This window comes from Aeromonas sp. CU5, from assembly GCF_002586745.1.
GTDB lineage: Bacteria > Pseudomonadota > Gammaproteobacteria > Enterobacterales > Aeromonadaceae > Aeromonas > Aeromonas sobria.
The window spans coordinates 3,866,949-3,887,737 of the sequence record NZ_CP023817.1; the positions used below are offsets into that span (position 1 = coordinate 3,866,949).

The 20,789-nt window shown below is 57.9% G+C and carries 17 protein-coding genes and 4 tRNA genes; 7 read left to right on the top strand and 14 right to left on the bottom strand.

Going from position 1 to position 20,789, the window contains the following annotated elements:
- Positions 1-281 precede the first annotated feature (281 nt).
- The 5 genes from gorA to CK911_RS17410 form a co-directional block, all read right to left on the bottom strand.
- On the bottom strand, positions 282-1,631 hold the full coding sequence (gene gorA / locus CK911_RS17390) for a glutathione-disulfide reductase (RefSeq protein ID WP_098971521.1): 1,350 nt from the start codon (positions 1,629-1,631) through the stop codon (positions 282-284).
- Between the two features lie 76 nt (positions 1,632-1,707).
- Positions 1,708-3,675, bottom strand: coding sequence for an ATP-binding protein (locus tag CK911_RS17395; protein ID WP_068979172.1), 1,968 nt, complete (start codon positions 3,673-3,675; stop codon positions 1,708-1,710).
- Between the two features lie 118 nt (positions 3,676-3,793).
- The gene (locus CK911_RS17400) at positions 3,794-6,874 is read right to left on the bottom strand and encodes a multidrug efflux RND transporter permease subunit (RefSeq protein WP_098971523.1); all 3,081 of its coding nucleotides are present in this window, start codon (positions 6,872-6,874) and stop codon (positions 3,794-3,796) included.
- A 15-nt stretch (positions 6,875-6,889) separates the two neighbouring features.
- Complete coding sequence (locus tag CK911_RS17405; protein ID WP_068979174.1) at positions 6,890-8,023, bottom strand: efflux RND transporter periplasmic adaptor subunit; 1,134 nt, start codon at positions 8,021-8,023, stop codon at positions 6,890-6,892.
- Positions 8,020-8,616 carry a TetR/AcrR family transcriptional regulator gene (locus tag CK911_RS17410; protein WP_042022985.1) on the bottom strand — a complete coding sequence of 199 codons (597 nt, stop codon included), beginning with the start codon at positions 8,614-8,616 and terminating at the stop codon, positions 8,020-8,022. Before CK911_RS17410 ends, CK911_RS17405 begins: the two co-directional genes overlap by 4 nt.
- Positions 8,617-8,858: 242 nt before the next feature.
- Between CK911_RS17410 and CK911_RS17415 the strand changes: the two genes are divergently transcribed.
- The 5 genes from CK911_RS17415 to CK911_RS17435 all read left to right on the top strand — a co-directional run bounded on the left by CK911_RS17415 (position 8,859) and on the right by CK911_RS17435 (position 10,024).
- Positions 8,859-8,935: transfer RNA gene (locus tag CK911_RS17415), tRNA-Arg, on the top strand.
- A 50-nt stretch (positions 8,936-8,985) separates the two neighbouring features.
- Positions 8,986-9,061, top strand: a tRNA-His gene (locus CK911_RS17420).
- 20 nt (positions 9,062-9,081) lie between these two features.
- Positions 9,082-9,167: transfer RNA gene (locus CK911_RS17425), tRNA-Leu, on the top strand.
- An 80-nt stretch (positions 9,168-9,247) separates the two neighbouring features.
- A tRNA-Pro gene (locus CK911_RS17430) sits at positions 9,248-9,324 on the top strand.
- A gap of 184 nt (positions 9,325-9,508) precedes the next feature.
- Positions 9,509-10,024 carry a ricin-type beta-trefoil lectin domain protein gene (locus CK911_RS17435; protein ID WP_098971525.1) on the top strand — a complete coding sequence of 172 codons (516 nt, stop codon included), beginning with the start codon at positions 9,509-9,511 and terminating at the stop codon, positions 10,022-10,024.
- A 34-nt stretch (positions 10,025-10,058) separates the two neighbouring features.
- Here CK911_RS17435 and CK911_RS17440 read toward each other — a convergent pair whose 3' ends face one another.
- The 8 genes from CK911_RS17440 to CK911_RS17480 all read right to left on the bottom strand — a co-directional run bounded on the left by CK911_RS17440 (position 10,059) and on the right by CK911_RS17480 (position 18,142).
- Positions 10,059-10,874: a Cof-type HAD-IIB family hydrolase gene (locus CK911_RS17440; protein WP_098972762.1), complete on the bottom strand. Its 816-nt coding sequence runs from the start codon at positions 10,872-10,874 to the stop codon at positions 10,059-10,061.
- 89 nt (positions 10,875-10,963) lie between these two features.
- Positions 10,964-12,004 (bottom strand): alpha/beta fold hydrolase, encoded by a 1,041-nt coding sequence (locus tag CK911_RS17445; protein WP_098971527.1) that lies wholly within the window; start codon positions 12,002-12,004, stop codon positions 10,964-10,966.
- A complete protein-coding gene (locus tag CK911_RS17450) occupies positions 12,004-12,663 on the bottom strand; it encodes a CatB-related O-acetyltransferase (protein ID WP_098971530.1) in 660 nt (219 codons plus the stop codon). The genes CK911_RS17445 and CK911_RS17450 overlap by 1 nt, the downstream gene beginning before the upstream one ends.
- Positions 12,663-13,394, bottom strand: coding sequence for a tRNA (guanosine(18)-2'-O)-methyltransferase TrmH (trmH, locus tag CK911_RS17455; protein WP_172954043.1), 732 nt, complete (start codon positions 13,392-13,394; stop codon positions 12,663-12,665). Before trmH ends, CK911_RS17450 begins: the two co-directional genes overlap by 1 nt.
- Before the next feature lie 153 nt (positions 13,395-13,547).
- On the bottom strand, positions 13,548-15,665 hold the full coding sequence (gene spoT, locus CK911_RS17460; protein WP_042022990.1) for a bifunctional GTP diphosphokinase/guanosine-3',5'-bis pyrophosphate 3'-pyrophosphohydrolase: 2,118 nt from the start codon (positions 15,663-15,665) through the stop codon (positions 13,548-13,550).
- A 130-nt stretch (positions 15,666-15,795) separates the two neighbouring features.
- Complete coding sequence (gene rpoZ, locus CK911_RS17465) at positions 15,796-16,071, bottom strand: DNA-directed RNA polymerase subunit omega (protein ID WP_005307060.1); 276 nt, start codon at positions 16,069-16,071, stop codon at positions 15,796-15,798.
- Positions 16,072-16,150: 79 nt separating this feature from the next.
- Positions 16,151-16,777 (bottom strand): guanylate kinase, encoded by a 627-nt coding sequence (gene gmk, locus CK911_RS17470; RefSeq protein WP_098971534.1) that lies wholly within the window; start codon positions 16,775-16,777, stop codon positions 16,151-16,153.
- Between the two features lie 300 nt (positions 16,778-17,077).
- Positions 17,078-18,142 (bottom strand): glycosyltransferase family 9 protein, encoded by a 1,065-nt coding sequence (locus CK911_RS17480; protein WP_098972764.1) that lies wholly within the window; start codon positions 18,140-18,142, stop codon positions 17,078-17,080.
- A 134-nt stretch (positions 18,143-18,276) separates the two neighbouring features.
- Between CK911_RS17480 and CK911_RS17485 the strand changes: the two genes are divergently transcribed.
- Complete coding sequence (locus CK911_RS17485) at positions 18,277-18,990, top strand: 3-deoxy-D-manno-octulosonic acid kinase (RefSeq protein ID WP_068979180.1); 714 nt, start codon at positions 18,277-18,279, stop codon at positions 18,988-18,990.
- A 70-nt stretch (positions 18,991-19,060) separates the two neighbouring features.
- The gene (locus CK911_RS17490; RefSeq protein WP_098971536.1) at positions 19,061-19,924 is read left to right on the top strand and encodes a sensor domain-containing diguanylate cyclase; all 864 of its coding nucleotides are present in this window, start codon (positions 19,061-19,063) and stop codon (positions 19,922-19,924) included.
- A gap of 7 nt (positions 19,925-19,931) precedes the next feature.
- On the opposite strand, the gene CK911_RS17495 is transcribed toward CK911_RS17490, so the two are convergent.
- Positions 19,932-20,786: a carboxylate/amino acid/amine transporter gene (locus CK911_RS17495; RefSeq protein WP_068979182.1), complete on the bottom strand. Its 855-nt coding sequence runs from the start codon at positions 20,784-20,786 to the stop codon at positions 19,932-19,934.
- Positions 20,787-20,789: the final 3 nt, after the last annotated feature.

Sequence of the window (20,789 nt, forward strand, 5' to 3'; positions counted from 1 at the left end):
CAGCAGATATAGCCAATTCATATCGACTCCATTGAGATAATTTGCGCCGAGAGTCGATGTAAATCCCTATCGACCTCGTTGGTGTAATTGACGCTGAAAGGGTATGTAAAACAGGCGTAAAGGCGCCATAAAGCGCCATGTGGCAGGCGTAAAATCGGCGTAAAGAACGGCGGTTTTGCGAGAGAAATGGCGAGGAGAGATCAAAAAACCCGGCCTGAGCCGGGTTTGGGTGAAGGGGGGATATCGCTGAGCGGATGGTTATCTGCCTGCAGCATCCGCCTTTAGCGCATAGTCACGAACTCTTCGGCACTGGTCGGATGGATAGCGACGCAGTTGTCGAAGTCTGCTTTGGTGGCCCCCATCTTCATGGCGACGCCGAAGCCCTGCAGGATTTCGTCCATCGCAAAGCCTATACCGTGCAGACCGACTACCTTCTCTTCCGGGCCGACACAGACCAGCTTCATCCGGGTGGGCTGGCGATGCTGGGTCAGCGCCGAGTACATGGCGGTGAACTGGCTGCGGTAGACCTTCACCTGATCTTCACCGTATTCGGCGATGGCTTCCGGTTCGGTCAGGCCGATGGTGCCGATGGGCGGGTGGCTGAACACCACGGTCGGCACCAGATCGTAGTTGAGGTGCTCGTTCGGCTTGTTGTTGAACAGCCGCTCACTGAGGCGACGGCCCGCAGCAACGGCCACCGGGGTGAGCTGGATGCGACCCGTGTTGTCACCCACTGCATAGATGTTGGCGACGGCGGTGTTCTGGAACTTGTCGGTCGGGATAAAGCCCTTCTCGTCCAGCGCGATGCCTGCGGCAGCCAGATTGAGGTTGTCGGTGGCAGGTGCGCGGCCGATGGCCCAGATCAGGCAGTCGACGGTGAGGTGGCGACCATCTTCCAGTTGGAGGGTCAGGCTGTTGTCGGCGTTCTTGAGCACGGCTTTGGGAATGGCGTGGGTGTGCAGCTTGGGCCCTTCATGCGCCATGATTTCGACCAGTGTCTCGTGGATCATGGGATCGAAGTTGCGCAGCGGGGCGTGCTTGCGCACCACCAGATGGGTCTCGGAGCCGAGCGCCTGCATCACGCCCGCGATCTCGACTGCGATGTAGCCCGCACCAACCACAGCAACCCGCTTGGGTTGGCTTTGCAGGTCAAAGAAACCGTCGGAGTCGATACCCAGCTCGGCACCCGGGATCGCCGGAATTTCCGGGCGGCCACCGGTGGCGATCAGGATGTGATCGGCGGTGTAGTGCTCGCCATTGACCTCGATGGTGTTGCTGCTGACGAAGCGGGCGAAGCCCTTGATCACCGTAATCTGGTTCTTGCCCAGCACGTTCTGATAGGACTGGTGAATGCGGCCGATGTAGGCCTGGCGGGACTCGACCAGCTTGGCCCAGTTGAAGTGGTTGAGGGTGGTGTCAAAGCCGTAGTCGGCGCCATATTTCAGGGCATCGGCGATTTGGCCGGCATACCACATGGCCTTCTTCGGTACGCAGCCGACGTTGACGCAGGTTCCACCCAACTCTTTGGCTTCAATCAGGGCAACTTTTTTACCGTACATGGCAGCCCGGTTGGCAGAGGCGATACCGCCGCTGCCGCCGCCGATGGCGATATAGTCAAAATGCTGTGCCATTGCGAGGTTCTCCGCTCATTAAGAATGCAATCACAGCATGATGGGGATAAAGCCGCTGGCTCACAAGAGCCAGCGTTCAGTTATGTTGGATCGGCAGGCGAATATGGAACTGGGCACCATTGCCCGGCTCGCTGATGCAGTTGATGCGGCCACGGAGCAGTTGCACTACCAGATTGTAAATGATGTGGGTGCCTAGCCCGCTGCCACCCTGACCCCGCTTGGAGGTGACGAAGGGGTCGAAGATGCGCGGCAGTATCTCCGGTGGTATGCCACGGCCATTGTCCGAATAGTCGATCAGCAGGTCTTCTCCCTGTTGCTCCACCTTGATGGTGATTTTTTTTGGTTTGTCCCAGTTGTCGAAACCGTGGTTGATGGAGTTGAGGATCAGGTTGGAGTAGATCTGGGTAAAACTGCCGGGGAAAGAGAAGGTCGACAGCTTGGGATCGCACTGGATATCCACTTCGCACTGGCTCTTCTTCAGTTTGTGGCCGAGGGAGACCACCACCTGATGAAGGTTGTCGGCGAGACTGAAGTTGTAGCGTGCTTCAGATGACTGATCGACGGCCACCTGCTTGAAGCTGGCGATAAGCTCCGAGGCGCGGCGCAGGTTGCTCTGCAGCAGTTGCATTGACTCATCGAGGTTGACGGTGAACTCGGTGAGATAGGAGCGTGACAATTGCTTGGAGTCGATGTGTGACTTGAAGTCAGCGACCCGCTCCTGCAGGTAGGAGGAGGCGGTCACGCTGATGCCGATCGGGGTGTTGATCTCGTGCGCCACCCCGGCCACCAGTGAACCGAGAGAGGCCATTTTCTCCGACTCCACCAGGGTTTGTTGGGCCTGTTTCAGGTCATCGTACGCCTTGCCCAGCTGGTTGTTGGCTTCGCTCAAACTGCGGGTACGCTCCACCACTTTGCCTTCCAGCTGTTCGTTGAGCTGGATAATCTCCCGCTCGACCTTTTTCAGCTGGGTGATGTCGTAGCCAAACCCGATCTGGTACTTGAGATTGGGGCCATCGTAGAAGGGAACGAAGGTCCACTGCAGCACCAGCTCGTGTGCCTGCTGGTCATGCATGATGACCTCTTTGTCCGATAGCGAGCCATCTGCTGACAAGATGTCGGTAATCTCTGCCCGCTTGTTCGGACTAACAAACAGATCCAGCCAGTTGTGCTGCAACAGCTCCTGCTGGTGGTAGCCGGTCAGCAGGATGGCTGCCGGGTTGATGCTGGCGATGGTCAGGTTCGGCTCCATGCAACAGATGATCATGTTGGCGGAGTTGATCAGCGTGGCGGAGAAATCCCGCTCCTGTTGAAGTTGTTCGACCGCTTGATGGCGGGCAACCAGTTCGTCACGCAGTCGGGTGCGCATCTGGTTGAGGGTCGAGACCAGGGTATCCAGCTCATCCATTTTTTGGCGTGGTTGTGGTCGCCCTTCCAGCTCAAGTTCCATATCGAGGCGGTCGAGATTGAATTTCTGGGCATAGTTGGCAATGCGATTGATGTGTCTGACCACCAGGTAGTAAATGATGATCAGGATACAAAATGAGACCACTAGGGTCTTGATGGTCTGGCTGACCATGATCAGCACCGATTTTTCGATCAAGCGCTGGTAGATCTGCTCAAGAGAGGCCGCGACGAACAGTTTTCCGACGATTTCCCCCTGATAGGTGAGGTTAAATTCGCGGGAGATATCGTAGCTTTCCCGCTCGACCCCCTGGGTCAGCAGCGGCACTTCGGAGTTGCCGAGCATCTCCTTGACCATCACGAACTGCATGTTGGGCAGGTTCATGATCCCTTCGATCTGCACCTTGACCTGCTCTTCATCAAGGTTCCACAAACTGGCGGCGATGGGTTGCAGAAAGGAGGCTTCGATTTGGCCGATGCTGTCTTCGATAACGGCGACATCCTTGCGGTAATCCCAAGCGAGCTGCAGAGCCGTGATGATCAGCGCCAGTACGGTACTGCACACCAGAATGTAGGAGAGCAGGCGATATGAGAGTCCGTTACGGCCCACGGCCTTGGCGGTCTTGGAGAAGAGTCCTGACATGGCGTCCTTGCGGTCTGGATAGTGTTTTTTTTAGTTTAACTGCTTCATGCACTTATGTCGTCTTTCCTGAGCTCCATAAAAAAGGCCCCTGGTCGGGGCCTTGATATGCTGTTGATGGTCAGTGTCCGCCGTTTGCCTTGGGCGGAATGGTCTCATCAAATACCGGCAAGGGTTTGTGCTCGGAAGCCAGATAGGTGTAGATCACCGGCAGCACAAACAGGGTAAACAGGGTACCGATGGCCAGACCTGCCACGATGACGATACCGATACTGAACCGCTGTGCTGCCCCTGCGCCTGAGGCATAGAGCAGCGGGATCAGACCGGCAATCATGGCGGCTGTAGTCATCAGAATTGGCCGCAACCGCACCTTGGCGGCTTGCATCACGGCTTCCATCCGGTTCATGCCGCGCAGCAGCTGCTCTTCCTTCGCTACTTCACAGATCAGGATGCCGTGCTTGGTAATCAGGCCCACCAGGGTGATGAGGCCCACCTGCGAGTAGATGTTCATGGTCGCCAATCCCCATGCCAGGGCAATCAATGCCCCGCTAATGGCGAGTGGCACTGAGACCATGATGACCAAGGGGTCGCGTACTGATTCGAACTGGATCGCCAGCACCAGGAAGATGATGGCCAGTGCCAGCGCGAAGGTGGCATAGAGCGCATTACCTTCGGTGACGAACTGACGGGCTTCACCCATGAAGTCGTAACGATAGCCTTGCGGCAGCTTCTCGTCGGCGACGGTCTGGAACCAGCTGATCGCATCACCCATGGCCACACCCGGTGCCGGAACGGCGCCGATGGTGGCGGAGTTCAGCTGGTTGAAGTGGGGCAGGGCACGGGGCTCGCCAACCACTTCAATGCTGATCAGGCTGCCGAGCGGGATCGACTTGCCGTCTGCGGCCCGCACGTAGTAGCCCTTGATGGATTCCGGATTGAGACGGTACTTGCGCTCGACCTGCGGGATCACCTCGTAGGAGCGGCCATCCAGGTCGATACGGTTGACGTAACCGTCCGCCATCATGGTGCCCATGGTGATGCCGATGTCTTGCATGGTGATGCCATAGGCACCCGCCTTGTCCTTGTCGATTTTGATCTTCATGGTGGCGGAGTCGTAGTTCAGATCGAGATCCGAATAGACGAACTGACCGTTACCCTGAGCGGCAGCCAGAATCTCACCGGCCACCAGGAACAGGCTTTCGAAGCTGTTCGGGGTGGTGATGACGAACTGGATCGGCAGACCACCGGAGGCCCCCGGCAGTTCCGGGAACTGGAAGGTGGTGACAGCCATACCCGGGATGTCTTTCACCAGATTGGCGACCCGATCCAGCACCTCTTTCTGGCTCGCTTCACGTTGACTCCAGGGCACCATGGAGGCGATACCGAACGCCTGGTTGGCGTTGAACACCCCCGAGAAGACCTGGGAGAAGGCGATCTCTGGCTGGTCGTCGAGGATCTTGTTCACATCCGCCATGGTGTTTTCGATGTAGTCCAGGTTGGCGTTGGACGGTGCGGTACCCAGCACGGCCATTACCCCCTTGTCCTCTGACGGTGCCAGTTCGCTCGGGATGAACTTGAACAGCAACGGCAGGCTGCCGAATACGATGATGGCGAACACCACGATGACGATGCGCTTTTTCATCACCGCGTGCAGCATGCTGTCGTAGCGTTCGGTCATCCGCTCCAGCAGGTGGTGGACTGTGCTCTCGAACTTGCCCGGTGTTTCGTTAGCCTTGAGCATCTTGGAACACATCATCGGTGACAGGGTCAGGGCGATGATTCCCGAGACGAACACGGCGCCAGCCAGGGTCAGGGCAAACTCCTTGAACAGGGAGCCGGTGATGCCCCCCATCAGGGCGATTGGCGCGTATACCGCCGCCAGGGTGACCGTCATGGCGATGACCGGCACTGCGATCTCGCGAGTACCGATAATGGCCGCCCGGAATGGCTCTTCTCCCTGTTTGATATGACGGTCGACGTTCTCCAGCACCACGATGGCGTCATCCACCACCAGACCGATCGCCAGCACCATCGCCAGCAGGGTCATCAGGTTTATCGAGAAGCCAAACATATCCATCATCATCACCACGCCGATCAGACTGAGGGGAATAGTGATGATCGGGATGATGACCGCACGGAACGAGCCGAGGAACAGGGTTATCACCACCAGTACGATGGCAGCGGCCTCGAGGATGGTCTTGATGACCTCGTGGATGGACTCGTTGATCGCCACGGTGGAGTCATACATCACGTTGAGATGCATGGTGGTCGGCATATTGCGCTCAAGACTCGGCAGCAACGCCAGCACATCGTGGGCGATGGTGATGGGGTTGGCTGTCGGGGCGGCGTTGACCGCCATGACCACCGCTTCGCGGCCGTTGGCACTGGCGCGGTAGATGTCGTGGCTCTTCTCCAGGCTCACCTTGGCGATGTCGGAGAGGCGGATCACCTTGCCGTCACGGGTTGCCACCACCAGACGTTTCAGCTCGTCGACATCCTTGACTTGGGTCTCGGCGTTGCCGTTGAACAGGGAGAAGTAACCGGTCGCCTGACCTGTGGCTGACTGATAGTTGTTGCTGTTGAGCACCGTCATCACATCGCTGGCGGTCAGGTTGAAGGCCGCCATCTTGGCCGGATCCAGCCATACCCGCAGGGCAAATTCGACACCGCCGTAGAGGTCAACCTTGGAGACCCCGCCCACGGTAAAGAGCTGCGGCTTGATAACCCGCTCCAGATAGTCAGTGATCTGGCTGGAGTTGAGCTCCGGGCTGGTGAAGCCGAGGTAGAGCACCGCCGTGGTGGAACCGGTGGAGGAGGTGACCGAGGGGTCTTCCGCCTCTTTCGGCAACTGGGAGCGCACCGAGTTAACCTTCGCCAGAATGTCGGACAGTGCAGCGTTGGGGTCGGTGTTGAGCTTCATGTACGCGGTTACGGTTGAGCTACCCAGCTGGCTGGAGGAGGTCATGAAGTCGATGTTGTCGGCTTGCGCGACCGCCTGCTCCAGCGGCTGGGTGATGAACCCCTGGATCAGATCAGAACTGGCACCATAGTAGCCAGTGCTGACGGTGATCACCGTGTTGGTGACTTCGGGGTATTCCCGGACCTGCATCTTGAAGATGGCCTGAAAGCCCAGCAGGGCGATCAGGAAGCTGAGCGAGATCGCCAGCACCGGCCGTTTTATAAATATGTCAGTAAATCGCATCGCAGATCTCCGCGCTTACAGCATCGGGGTTTGTGCCGGGACGGCCAGAGCATCGTTCTCGACCACATGCACCTTGGTGTCGTTGCTCAGGCGAACCTGGCCCGACAGTACGATCTGGTCACCGGCCTGGATGCCAGAGAGCACATGCACGTCATTGCCGCGTCGTTCACCCGCCTTGACCACGACCTGCTTGGCTCGCAGCACTTTCACCTTGTTACCCTCTTTATCGGTCTCTTCGCCTTGTTTGAGGACGTAGACATTCTGACCGTAAAGGGTGAAGGAGATGGCGGTTTGCGGGATAACCATCTGATCTTTCACCGTTGGCAAAATGATGCTGGCACGGGCGAACATACCGGAACGAAGTTGGCCTTCGTTATTCGGGATATCAGCCTGCACCTGGATCAAGCCGCTCTGGTAGTTAACGGCTGGCTCGATGGCAGTAATGTGGCCGTCAAACTGGGTTTGCGGATAGGCATCCACATTAATCTTGACGATCTGGTTCAGGGTGATTTTGGAGATGTCGGTCTGGGGCACGGTGAAGCGCAAGCGCATCATGCTGGTATCTTCCAGTCGCACGATATCGGTACCCGGTTGCAGGTACTGACCGAGGAAGACGTTGCGCAGGCCGACCATACCACTGAACGGGGCGCGGACTTCACGACGGGTAATCGTGGCTTTGAGGCTCTCGATATCCGCTTCCAGTGAACGGAAAGATGCCTCGGCGTCATCCAGCTGCTCTTTGGAGATAGAGCTGGTCTTGTAAAGATTCAGGAAGCGATCGAACTTGGCCTTGGCTGCGGGCAGCTTGGCTTGGGACGCGCGCAGATTGGCTTTTTCTACGCTGGAGTCCAGGCTCAGCAACAGCTGTTCAGCTTTAACCCGTGTGCCCGACTCAAAGGTGATGGCATCAATGGTACCGGCTAGCTCGGTAGACAGAGTGACCCCCTGGTTTGGCTCGATGAAGCCGATTGCCTCTATGGTCGGTACCCAGTCTTGCGCCTTGGTCACCATGGCGGTGACAGGGAATTCGGGTTCTGGCCGGTTGGCCATGTATTGGGCAATCATCTTTTGTTTGAACAAATTGAAACCGATGACGCTGCCAAACAAGGCAATCGCAATCAGCAGCATAATGGCCATCCACTTTTTCATGAACAGGCTCCTGAGGTAGACGTGATGGGGGGTAAAATGGCGTTCCAGCTGGCCAGAATCGCAGTTTCCAACTGCGCTTCGGTCAGCGTGATGTGATGAACCCTGCATTGCAGGGCCAGATGCATGACACTGTCCAGGCTCAACACCTGGAGTGCTCGTATCGGTAAATCAATAAACAGTCCTTGTTCAACGCCCTGTTCAAAAAATCGGTCCAGAGGCTCCCATGCGGCGAGGATGACAGGATTGGTCTCCAATTCTGCCCCTAGCGGAGAGCTCTCGTACTGCAATTTGCACTTGATAGCGTTGGGTTCGTTAACAAAAATGGCATGAATATTTAGCCATAGTTGGCGAAATTGTTGAAATACAACTTTATCGACATCTACATCAGCCATGACCATGGGGACACACTGCAAGATGGTGTGCTGATGGAGCTGCCGAACCAGATCATCCTTGTCGGCGAAGTAGCGATAGATGGTGCCGGTGGCAACGTTGGCCTTTTTGGCAACTTCTGCAATCGACAGACCATGAAAGCCCCGTTCACCCAGCACTTCATGGGCAGCATTGAAGATGCACTCTTTTTTATCTGGACTCATCTGCGCAATTTTCGGTTGAATGAACGTTCATTCATTTTAGGCTGGCATAAAACCAAGTCAAGGTAGCAAGCCAAGATGACACAAAAGATCAGCGCACATTCTGCCGTTTGGTGTATTTATGGAGGGGAACTGCGATAAAAGCATACGATATGCTGCAAAAAACAACGGTCAGCACGATAAAGGAAAAAAAATGTAGACTAGACATCGTTCATCATCAATAATGTGCCCCGTTCGACAGCGTAGCGCCCGTAGCTCAGCTGGATAGAGCGCTGCCCTCCGGAGGCAGAGGTCACAGGTTCGAATCCTGTCGGGCGCACCATTAAAAGTGCGCCGGTTAAACGGGCGTGTTGTGGAACGAAAACAGCTGTGGTGGCTGTAGCTCAGTTGGTAGAGTCCCGGATTGTGATTCCGGTTGTCGTGGGTTCGAGCCCCATCAGCCACCCCATTTTACAGCTTGTCAGGTATGCGAAGGTGGCGGAATTGGTAGACGCGCTAGCTTCAGGTGTTAGTGCCCCCCGGGTGTGAGGGTTCGAGTCCCTCTCTTCGCACCATACTTGCTGTATGATGAAGATGACTTAAGTTGTTGTTTTTAGACTTTAAAAGTAGTAAACTGTTTCGCAAGAAATAGCCTCGGTGATTAGCGCAGTCCGGTAGCGCATCTGGTTTGGGACCAGAGGGTCAAAGGTTCGAATCCTTTATCACCGACCACATTTAGAAAAACCCCGCTTCGGCGGGGTTTTTTGCTTTCTGGTATTTGCGATCCTCGCCTCTATTAACCCGCTGTTACGTCTGTTTACACTCTCTTCGGGCAAGATGTCTGCCCTTTCAGTTATGCTGCAGCCTAGAGTCACTGACAACCGGATGTCATCGGCCCATTTCAGGCGTGTTTCCCATGTATAACAAAATTTCTTTTTCTTGCACTCCCGCCATGCTGGCAGCCTTGCTGCTGGGTGGCTGTACCATCAAGCCGCCATCAACCGATATGATGATGGGCTCCATTGCGTCACAACCGCAGGAGGATCGCGCCCGCTCTCCCTTGCTGACCAGTGGCGATTTTTGCGTTGCGGTGTCACAGCAGAAGATGCTGGCACAACCCTGCAGCGGCAAAGACGATCAATTGTTCGAGTGGGATCTGGGTGAGCTGCGCCTGCAGGATCTCTGCCTGCAGGCCAAAAGCGACAGCGAGCTGATGTTGGCCCCCTGTGATGGGCGGGCGCAATGGGAGTGGCAGAAGGACAGGCTGTTCAACAGCAAGGTCTCCCGCTGCCTCGATGTGGCCGGGCGACGCCATATGCCCGGCACTCCGCTGCGACTGGCCGAATGCTACGGCGGGGCCAACCAGAGCTTCAGTTGGCAGCAACCCAATCCCTGGCTGGAGACCCTGAAAAAACAAAGCCTCACATGGTGAGGCTTTGTGGAATCTGATGTGGATATGGAGAGGGTCAGGCTACGCTGACGTTCTCCAGCTCGAACAATTTTTCCAGATAGACGGCGACGCCATCTTCATCGGAGGTGAGGGTCTGCTCATATTCCGGCAGTGCCACTTTCAGGCGGTCATGGGCATTGCCCATCACGATGCCGCGTCCCACCATGGTCAGCATCTCGAAGTCGTTCATGCCATCGCCAAAGGCGATCGCCTCTGACATGTCGAAACCGTTCTGCTCCAGCACGGCACGTACCGCGTTGCCCTTGTGAACCCCGGCGTGCATCACTTCGAGGCAATCCGGCAGGGAGAAGGTGACGTTGAGCTGGTCGCCGTAACGCTGGTTGAGGTGCGCCTCGATCTTCAGCAGCTTCTCGTGGTCGCCGATGTAGAACACCTTGTTGATCTTCTCTTTCGGTTCCTTGGTCAGGTCATCGACCAGACGGTAGGTGAACCCTGACTCGTCATGGAACTGCAGCAACCATGGCAGCTCTTCTTCCACCACCCAATCATCACCCTGATAGACATTGAGGTGGATAGAGGGGTCGCGTTCCAGTGCAATCAGTTCGGCGGCGATTTCGGTTGGCAGCGGCTGGTTGAAAATCAGCTGATCCTGTTTGTCATGGACCACGGCGCCATTGGAGGTAATGAGGTAGATGTCCATCCCCAGCGCATCGCGGAAGCTGCGTACATCAACGTGGTGACGACCGGTGGCAACTACAAACTTTACACCTTGTGCTACCAGGCGGTGCAGGGTATCCCGGGTGCGGGAAGAGATCTGGTGCTGCTTGTTGAGCAGAGTGCCATCGAGATCGGATACAACTACCTTGAACATCATTACCTCGGCATCAATTGAAAACAGGGGCAGTTTACCTTAGCCCGCACTGTCACCCCATTTATTTAGGGTTACAAAAAATAGCCAGCTCAGAAGCGGGCGAAAAATTCGGCCATGGCGGTCAGGGCGGGTTGGCGCTTGTCATCGGATTCGATAAACAGTTCGTGCCAGGCCCCCTCGATGCGCAGCGGTTTGCCCCCTTCGCATTTGGCAATAGTGCAGAAGCGATCCTGCGCGGCATTGTCCACCACGCTGTCGTTGCCAGCCTGCAGTACCAGCAGCGGGGTCTTGATGGCACCTGCATCGGCGATGGCGGCATCGGCACCGGTGATCCCCTGATAAATCCAGTGGGCGGTAGCGCCCCCCAACTTGATCTGCGGGTGCTGCTCATAGATTTGGCGGAAGGCCTGATAGCGGGACTGGCTGTGAGTCAGCTCGTTATCGGCAAAGCCGTGATCCTGATAGGCACCCTGACCGGGGCCGTAGGGAGGCTCGCCGATCCAGCCGCCGACCGTGCCTATGGTGCTCGCCAAGCCCTTGGCCAGCCACTTGGGCAGACCGCCGAGGTTGATGCCCAGCATGGGTGAGGAGAGCACGGCCGCCTTGATATCATCGGGCCAGCGTTCCAGATAGCGGGCCGAGATGGCGCCACCCATGGAGTGGGCCAGCAGGAACAGCTTGGCGGGCTGGTCCGCCATGATTATCTGGTCGTGAAACTGCTTGAGATCGAGCACATAATCGTCGAAATTGTCGACATATCCCTTCTGTTGGTCATCCAGCATTCGCTCTGACATCCCCTGACCGCGATGGTCGATGAGATAGAGGCTGTAGCCCTGACGCCAGAGATCCCACGCCAACTCTTGATACTTGAGGTAGCTTTCGACCCGGCCATTGACGATCAGGATGGCGCGATCGACCTTGGCTTGCCGCAGCGCGGCATAGCGGATGGTCACCCCATCCTTGCCCTTGAACTCCCCTTCAACCGCATGCTGGCGCCAGAAGTTGGGCAGGGTTTGCTGGTAGAGGGTAGGCACATCGGCTTCGCTGGTGAGCGAATAGGTATTGGTCACGGCAAGGGCTCCGGCAGAAAACAGGGTCAGGGCCAACAGGGAAAGAGAGAGGGGTTTCATCAGGCACACTCCAGTTGCCATTGGTGATAAAGGGCGGCGATATCCCCCGAGCAGAGCAGCGCCATGCTAGCTTGCAAGCGGGGCAGGGGCCAGTCCCACCACCGCATCTCTTGCAGCATGATGATCTGTTCATCGTTGAAGCGACGGCGGATCGGTTGGGCCGGGTTGCCGCCCATGATGGTGTAAGGGGCCACATCCTTGGTCACCACGGCGCGGGTGGCGATGACGGCGCCATCACCTATGGTGATGCCGGGCATGATCATCGCTTCCGAGCCGATCCAGACATCGTTGCCAATCCGGGTGTCCCCCTTGCGCAGAAAGCCGCTGCGAGCCCCTTCGCCAAAGGTGTCGGGATTGAACGGGAAGGTGGAGACCCAATCCAGCCGATGGCCCTGATTGCCTGCCAGCATGAAGGTAGCCCCTGAGCCGATAGAGCAGAACTTGCCGATGATCAGCCGATCCACCTCGCCCCACAGGCCGCTCTCCCAGGTGTCGCGGGTCGAGCCATCGCCGAGCAGGTAGCGGACGCAGTGATCCTCGAACGGCTTGCCGTGGTAGTAGCCGGAGTAGTAGCTGTAGTCGCCGGCCTCTATGTTCGGGTTGGTCAGGTGATCCCGGATGATGCGGGACTCCAGCCAGCTGCCAAAAGGGTTCTCCATCACTCCTCCTGCGGATCGTCCTGCTCGCTCTGCTGCGCCCAACCTTTGCGGGTCAACTGCATCCGTTGCCACCACTCTTCGTCCGCCACAATTTCACCGGCCGGGCCGAGTTGGGGGTAGGGCATCTCTTTCTCTTTGCAGAGCTGGGCATAGATGGGATAACCCCCCTCGAACAGTATGCTGTTCTGCTCTTCCAGACTTAGCGGGCAGCCGCGCTGATAGCAACCGGCCAGCTCGCGCTGGCGCTGGGCCTCGTAGAGGATGGCGGCAGCTGCCACCGAGACGTTGAGGGACTGCACCATACCGACCATGGGGATGACGATATGGTGATCGGCCAGCGCCAGCGCCTCTTCACCTATGCCGTGCTTCTCCTGACCCACCAGAATGGCGGTCGGTTTGGTGTAGTCGATGGCGCGAAAATCGACCGAGCTGTCAGAGAGGTGGGTCGCCAGGATCTGCATGCCGGAGGCTTTCAGCTCGGCAACGGCGCTGCCGATATCCGGGTGCAGTTTTACATCCACCCAGTTCTGGCTGCCGCGGGCTGTGCCCTTGCGCTTGTGGATCCAGGTTTTGGGCCAGACGGCGTGTACCCGGTGGATGCCGATGGCATCAGCGGTACGCACGATGGCGGCCAGATTGTGAGGTTTGTGGACCTCTTCCATGCAGACGGTCAAATCGAGCTGGCGCTGGGCCAGCATGTCGGAGATTCGTTTAAAGCGTTCAGGGGTCATATCAATGTCTATTCGGTGAGGTTTGTGCACTCTTCTCGTGCATGCAGACGGTTAAAGCGAGTTGACACTGGGCCTGCATGACGATGGTGGGCGGCAGCATGCCGGGCAATGGTTGTTGCTATAAAAGCAGCAGGCGGCTTGCGCCGCCTGTGTTCAGTTCTTCTGTCGGCTCACCTTGAGCACGTTGGGCATTACGCGGATCTTGCGCATGATATTGGCTAAATGGATCCGGCCTTTAGTGGTGATGAGCAGGCTGACCAGATAGATCCGGCCATCCTTCTCTTCGGTACTGATGGCGTGAATATTGGCGCCGGTGGCGGCAATCACGTTAGCCAGCTCCGCCAGCGCACCCTGATGATTGACGATCTCGACACTGATGCCGCTACGGAACTCCTGTTCCTGATCCTTGTCAATTTCCCACTGCACCGGCAGGTACTTGTCCGGTTCTTTGCTGTAGCCCTTGATGTTGCGGCAAGACTCCTGGTGGATCACCAGCCCCTTGCCCGGACTGATATGGGCAATGATGGCATCTCCCGGGATCGGGCGGCAGCAGTTGGCGAAGGTGACCAGCATGCCGTCGGCACCCTTGATCGGCATCTTCTTGCTGCTGGACTTGGGTTGTTCGTCAGGCGGCAGCTCATCACCCAGCATGCGACGGGCCACCATGACACTCATGGCATTGCCCAGACCCACATCGGCCAGTAACCCCTGCAGGTTCTCGTGTTTGGTATCTGCCAGCACCTGTTTGATGCGCGGTTCGGAAATATCTTCGATATTTTTGGCGCCGAGCGCATGGTTGAGCAGGCGGCGACCCAGCACCACCGACTCTTCGGTACGCAGATTTTTGAGGAACTGGCGGATCTTGGAACGTGCCTTGGTGGTCACCACGAAGTTGAGCCAGGCTGCATTGGGGCGGGCGCCCGGCGCCGTGATGATCTCTACTGTCTGGCCAGAATGCAGCGGGCTGCTCAGGGAGTAGGGGTGTCTATCGACCCGCGCACCAACGCAGGCGTGACCGATATCGGTGTGTACCGTATAGGCAAAGTCCACTGCAGTTGCGCCGGTGGGCAGCTCCATGATCCGCCCTTCCGGGGTAAAGACGTAGATTTCATCAGGGAAGAGGTCGGTTTTAACCCCCTCGATAAACTCAAAGGAGCTGCCAGCGCTCTGCTGCAGTTCCAGCAGGCTCTGCATCCAGCGCTGGGCGCGGATCTGTGCCGTGGTGCCGGAGCTGTCGCCATCCTGTTTGTAGGTCCAGTGAGCGGCAACACCCTTATCGGCCATCTGATCCATAAATTCGGTGCGGATCTGTACCTCCACCGGCACCCCGTGGGGGCCTACCAGCGAGGTATGCAGCGACTGGTAGCCGTTGGTTTTGGGGATGGCGATGTAATCTTTGAAGCGGCCGGGGCGCGGCTTGTAGAGGCTGTGCATCTGCCCCAGCACCCGGTAACAGGTATCTATGTCCTTCACCTTGACCCGAAAGGCGTAGATATCCATTACCTCATGAAATTGCAGCTCTTTTTTCTCCATCTTGTTGTAGATGGAGAACAGGTTTTTCTCGCGACCGCTGACCTGATGCTCGATCACCGCTTCGTGCAGACGACCACTGATTTCGCTCTGGATAGCGTCGATGATTTCGCGACGGTTGCCGCGAGCCCGCCGTACCGATTCCCGCAACACCCGCGATCGCATCGGGTAGAGTGCCTCGAAGCCCAGCTCTTCCAGCTCGTTCTTCATGGTGTGAATGCCGAGGCGGTTGGCGATGGGGGCGAAGATTTCGAGGGTTTCCCGGGCGATGCGGCGGCGCTTGTCCGGACGCAACGAACCCAGGGTGCGCATGTTGTGGGTGCGGTCGGCCAGCTTGATCAGGATGACCCGGATATCCTGGGTCATCGCCATCACCATCTTGCGAAAGTTCTCGGCCTGAGCCTCTTTGCGATCGCGAAATTTCAGCTTGTCGAGCTTGGAGACCCCGGCCACCAGCTCGGCAACAGCGCTGCCAAATTGCTCGGCCAGGTCGACCTTGGTCACCGAGGTGTCTTCGATGACATCATGCAGCACGGCGGCTATCAGGGTTTCATGGTCGAGACGCATGTCGCCCAGGATACGGGCTACGGCAACGGGATGGGTGATATAGGGTTCGCCACTGGAGCGCATCTGGCCCTGGTGCGCGTCACGGGCCACCACATAGGCTTGCTTGAGCTTCTCGACCTGCTCTGGCGGCAGATAGGAACTGGCTATTTCTTTAAGGTTTTCAAATAAATACAAGACAGTCCCCGCAGCGGTGAAACGGCAATTCGTGGAATTGAGGTATAGCCCTGAGTTTGCGAGGTTTTCGAGCGGTTGTAAATGGGGATGAACAGTCGGCACCCGGGCGGGTGCCAACCGGAGAAATTACTTAACCGCGACCTTCGGCGATGGCAGCAACGGCAGCCAGCTCGGCGGCTTCCTGCTCTTGCTGTTCGTAGCGGTCCTGGGTATCCATCACTTGATTGTTTACCAGACCCAGTTCGATCTCACGCAGGGCGATCACAGTCGGCTTGTCGTTCTCTTCGTCGACCAGGGGATCTTTGCCTTGTACCGCGATTTGACGAGCGCGGCGGGCGGCGACCAGCACCAGGTCAAAACGGTTACCTACCTGTTTTACAGCATCTTCTACAGTAACGCGTGCCATGCAGGACTCCAGTGTTTGGGCTTTCTGTATTTAGAAAAGCAGTGTTTAAAAATGACGCAAAAGTTTACTTGTTTTTGGCTTACTCTGCCAGTAGCTGTTGCAGCAAGTTTTTTTGAGCCTGTTGCTGGTTATGCATTTCCAGCCGTTGGCACTCAATAATGGACCCGAGCTGGAACAGCGCTTGCTCGAAGTCTTCATTGATAATGACATAGTCATACTCGTCGTAGTGCACCATTTCGGCAATGGCTTTCGCCATCCGGCCGGCGATCACCTCGCTGCTGTCCTGACCGCGCCCAATCAGGCGGCGCTCCAGCTCTTCACGGCTGGGTGGCAAAATAAAGATGGATTTGGTCGGCATCAGTTCGCGGATCTGGCGGGCACCCTGCCAGTCGATATCGAGGAATACGTCGATCCCTTTGGCCAGACAAGCTTCGATGGCGGCGCGGGAGGTGCCGTAGTAGTTGCCGAACACTTCGGCCCACTCCAGAAAATCACCGCGCTCGATCAGTGCCTTGAACTCTTCCACCTGCACAAAGTGGTAGTGCACCCCGTGCTCTTCGCCCGGGCGAGTGGCGCGAGTGGTATGGGAAACTGACAGCTGCATCTTGCCTGCGGCGTTAGGTTTGGTCAGCAAGGCATTGAGCAGGCTGGATTTACCCGCGCCGCTCGGAGAAGAGATGATATAGAGAGTGCCTTGTTGCGCCATGTTATTACCTTTAATCGAAACCGCTGTTTTGGTTGTAGCAGAGGCCGCCGTCTTGTGCCCGAAAGGGAGACAGCCAAACGCAAAACGCGGAAAATTCTTGAATTAGGGGGATGTAAAGGCGGCGAATTTTACCAGAATACGGCGAATAAAAAAACGGCCGGAATCATATTCCAGCCGATCAAAGTATTCGTAGCTTGCTGCGGGAGCGTAACCCACATCAGCCAGCATTGTGCCTGTGGGGATGGGCGGGGGCCATCAGGTTATCCCTGCCTGATGGCTCGGAATTCCCGAGTTGCCCTGTCAGTGCTGCGAGTGCGGTAGCTGACGATCGGCGCAAAGCCGGTCGAACGCGGCGATCACTTGCTCGGGGGTGATCTTGCTCATGGCTTCCGGGTCTTTGAGGCGAGTACGCCAGCTCAGTTCGGCCAGCGGCTTGCCGGTCTCCTGCTCGACCAGCTGCTGATAGACGCTGACCACGTAGTCGCGGCACAGGTAAGGGCCGGTGCGAGCCGGATTGTGGTGGGCATAGAGGCCGATCACTGGCGTGCCGACCAGGGTCGCCATGTGGGTGGGGCCGGTATCGGGTGCCAGCACCAGACTCGCCTCGCCAATCAGTGTCAGCAACTGCTTGAGGTTGGTCTGCCCGACCAAATCGGCCGGTTTGCTGTGGCTCAGCTGCTGGATCTCGGCAGCCAGATCCCGCTCCAGTTTGGCTGGCCCGCCACAGAGATAGACCTGAAAGCCCTTGCTGGCGGCGTGATCCGCCAGCGCGGCATAGCCTGCTGCAGTCCAGTTCTTGAACGCTTTGCTGGCGGCGGCGCAGATCAACAGGGTCGGTTTGCCGCCAATCTTCTCCTTTGCCCATGCCAGATGTTCGGCACTGATGGGCAGTTGCCAGTCCGGAGTCAGATCCTTGATGCCAAGCTCTTTGGCGAAGGCGAGGAAACCGTCCAGCACGTGGGGGGAGGCGGGGGATGGCACCTTGTGGTTGGTAAATAGCCACTGACCGTCGTTGGCCCGCTCCTTGTCAAAGCCGAGTTTGATGTTGGCCCGGATGCCGAGGGTGGCAATGCTGGCGCGCATGGCGGCCTGCAGGTGGAGCAGGGCATCAAATTTGCGCCCCTTGAGGGTCTGCCAGAGATCGCGATAGCCGCGCCACCCCTTGCTCTTGTCGAAGGGGATCACCTCGACGCCGGGCAGATCGGCAAACAGGGTTGCCTCGATTTTGCCGGTGATCCAGGTGATGCGGGTTTGTGGCCACTCCCGCTGGATGACGCGCACCAGCGCCAGTGCGTGGCAGCAATCTCCGATGGCGGAGAGCCGCAGGATGCAGATGGAGGAGGGTGGCGTTTGAAATAGCGGCATGTTGTGGCGCACGGCTGGCAAAAAGGGTGGATGGCATTATGCAAACTCCCCTGCGGATTGTAAAATTGCGCGCATGCCAGAGTGGCAGCCTCATCGCGCAAGCGATCAATGACCCACCGAGCGGGATCTTCATAATGCGAATACAGACCGAACACAACCAGATCTGCTGGTATGCCGAAGGGGCCTTTCGCGACCCTTCTCCCCAGTTATTCGATCCTGCCTGGTGGCAGAACAACCGGCAGGTGGTGGGTACCGCCATTGGTCGGGGGGTGACCTGGTTCGTCAAGGATGAGTCCCGCCATCTGGTGCTGCGCCACTACTATCGCGGCGGCATGGTGGGCAAGGTGGTGCGGGATCGCTTCTGGTTCGAAGGGGTTGAGTCGAGCCGCGCCATGGCCGAATACACCCTGCTGGCCAGGTTGTGCGAACTGGGGCTGCCAGTGCCGCGTCCGTTTGGTGCCCGCATGGTCAAACAGGGCCCCTTCTATCGGGCCGATATCCTGATCGAGCGGATTCGCGGTGCCAAGGATATGGTGGCCCTGCTCAAACAGGGGCCTGTGGTGGCCGAGGTATGGCACAAGATTGGCCAGACGGTGCGCCAGTTGCACGATGCCGGGGTCTATCATGCCGATCTTAACAGCCACAACCTGCTGCTCGATAAAGAGAACAAGGTGTGGGTCATCGACTTTGATAAAGGAGCCATCCGTTCGCCTGGCGAGTGGCAGAAGGCCAATCTGGAACGGTTGCAGCGCTCCTTTAATAAAGAGGCCCAATTGCATACCAGCTTCCACTTCGTTCCGGATAACTGGCAGACCCTGATGAACGGGTATCACACAAAAGCGATCTGACCCTGTTGCTCGGCGTGAGAGCCAATGTTACTTATTGAGCAGGTATTCAGATCCTGTTTCGAGGCGCCCCATGGAAATGCTCAAGACACCCCAAGTCGATGTGACTGCCCGGCTTGATCCGGGCCTGCTCGCTGATGCGATGGCGCTGCTGGAGGCGGGGATCTGGACCTGGTCCGCACCACAGGGACTGCGCCGTGATCCCTCTTGCTTGCGGTTGTTGGGGCTGGGGGAGCATTGGCCTGACGAGCTTGGCTGGCTGGATCGGGTCCATCCCGACGATCTCTCCCGGCTGGAAGACTCCCTGCTCGCCTGCCAGAGCGGCAGCAGCAGTGGCCTGCGCCTCGAATACCGCATTCTCCATCATCATGGCCACTATATCCGGCTGGAAGAGCGCATCCGCCGTGACGAACGGGGCCATCTGCTGGGGGTAGTCCGTCATCTCGAGCCTGCGGTGGTGCTGGTGGAAGAGCGGCATGGCACTGATCCCCTGACCGGTCTGGAGAGTCGCGGCCGCTTCGAGCAACTGCTGGAGGAGCGGCTGGCAACCGAGAGTGGCAGCTTCAGCCTGCTGCAGTTCTCCATCGACCACATGGCCAAAATCCAGTTGCTGTTTGGCGAGGCAACCTGCGATGCCATGATCGCCAAGCTGGCGCGCATTGTGCGTCACGAGCTGCGGCGAGAAGATCCCTTCGCCCGCTGGGATGAGGGCGGTTTTATCCTGATGCTCTCCCAAACCGAGCGGATGAGTGGACTGGAGATAGCCGAACGGCTACGGCTGGAGATTGCCGACGCCAGCCTGCTGACCCAGCGGCCGGTTACCGTCAGCATCGGGCTGGTGCAGAGCCAGCCCGGTGAGCAGCTTGACCACCTGTTGGCTCGGCTGGCCACCTGTCACGGTCAGGCCAGACGGGAGCGCAACGCCGTGGTCGGCTGACAACGGGTCAGTGCTGGTTGACCTTGTGACGCTGGCAGACCCAAAGGGAGGCCAGCATCAGCAGGCCGCCAATAGCCAGCCGGGTCAGATCGGTATCCTTACCCCAGAGCAGCAGATTGACCAGCAAGCCAGCCGGAATGAGCGCATTGTTCATGATGGCCAGCACCCCGCTGCTGACCAGCGTTGCTCCCTTGTTCCACAGGAAGTAGCCGAGGCCGGAGGCACCCACCCCCAGCCACAGTAGAATGCCCCACTGAAGCCCAGAGGTCGGATATTGCGGCTTGCCCAGCAGCCACCAGGCGGGCAGGGCCACCACCAGCGCCCCCAGATAGAAACAGCCAAACACCGCCAGTTGCGGCGGTTGCTCCGCCTCTCGTGCCAGCAGTACCTTGTAGCCCACTTGGCCCATGGCGAAACAGAGGTTGGCACCCTGTACCACCAGAAATCCCAGCACATAGCTTTCGGTCAGGCCGTCGAAGCGGATAACGGCGGCCCCGAGCACCGCTAGCAGGGCGCCCCACAGATAGGTGGGCTTGAAGCGCCCTTCCAGCAGATCATGGAGCAGGGTGACGTAGATGGGGGTGAAGATGGTAAAGACCAGCACTTCCGGCACCGTCAGCAGCAGGAAGGAGTGGTAATAGAAGAGATACATGATGCCGAGCTGGATGGCGCCGAGGGCCATCAGCTTGGCCACTAGGTCGGGGCGCAGCCAGCGGCGGCGCAGGAAGGGGAGAAACACCAGACTGGCGAGGGCGATGCGGGTCAGCACCGAGAAGTAGGCATCCACCTGGCCAGCGAGGTAGACCCCGATCAGGCTGAAGGAGAATGACCAGAGCAGGGTGACCCCTATCAAGTAGTTCATGTG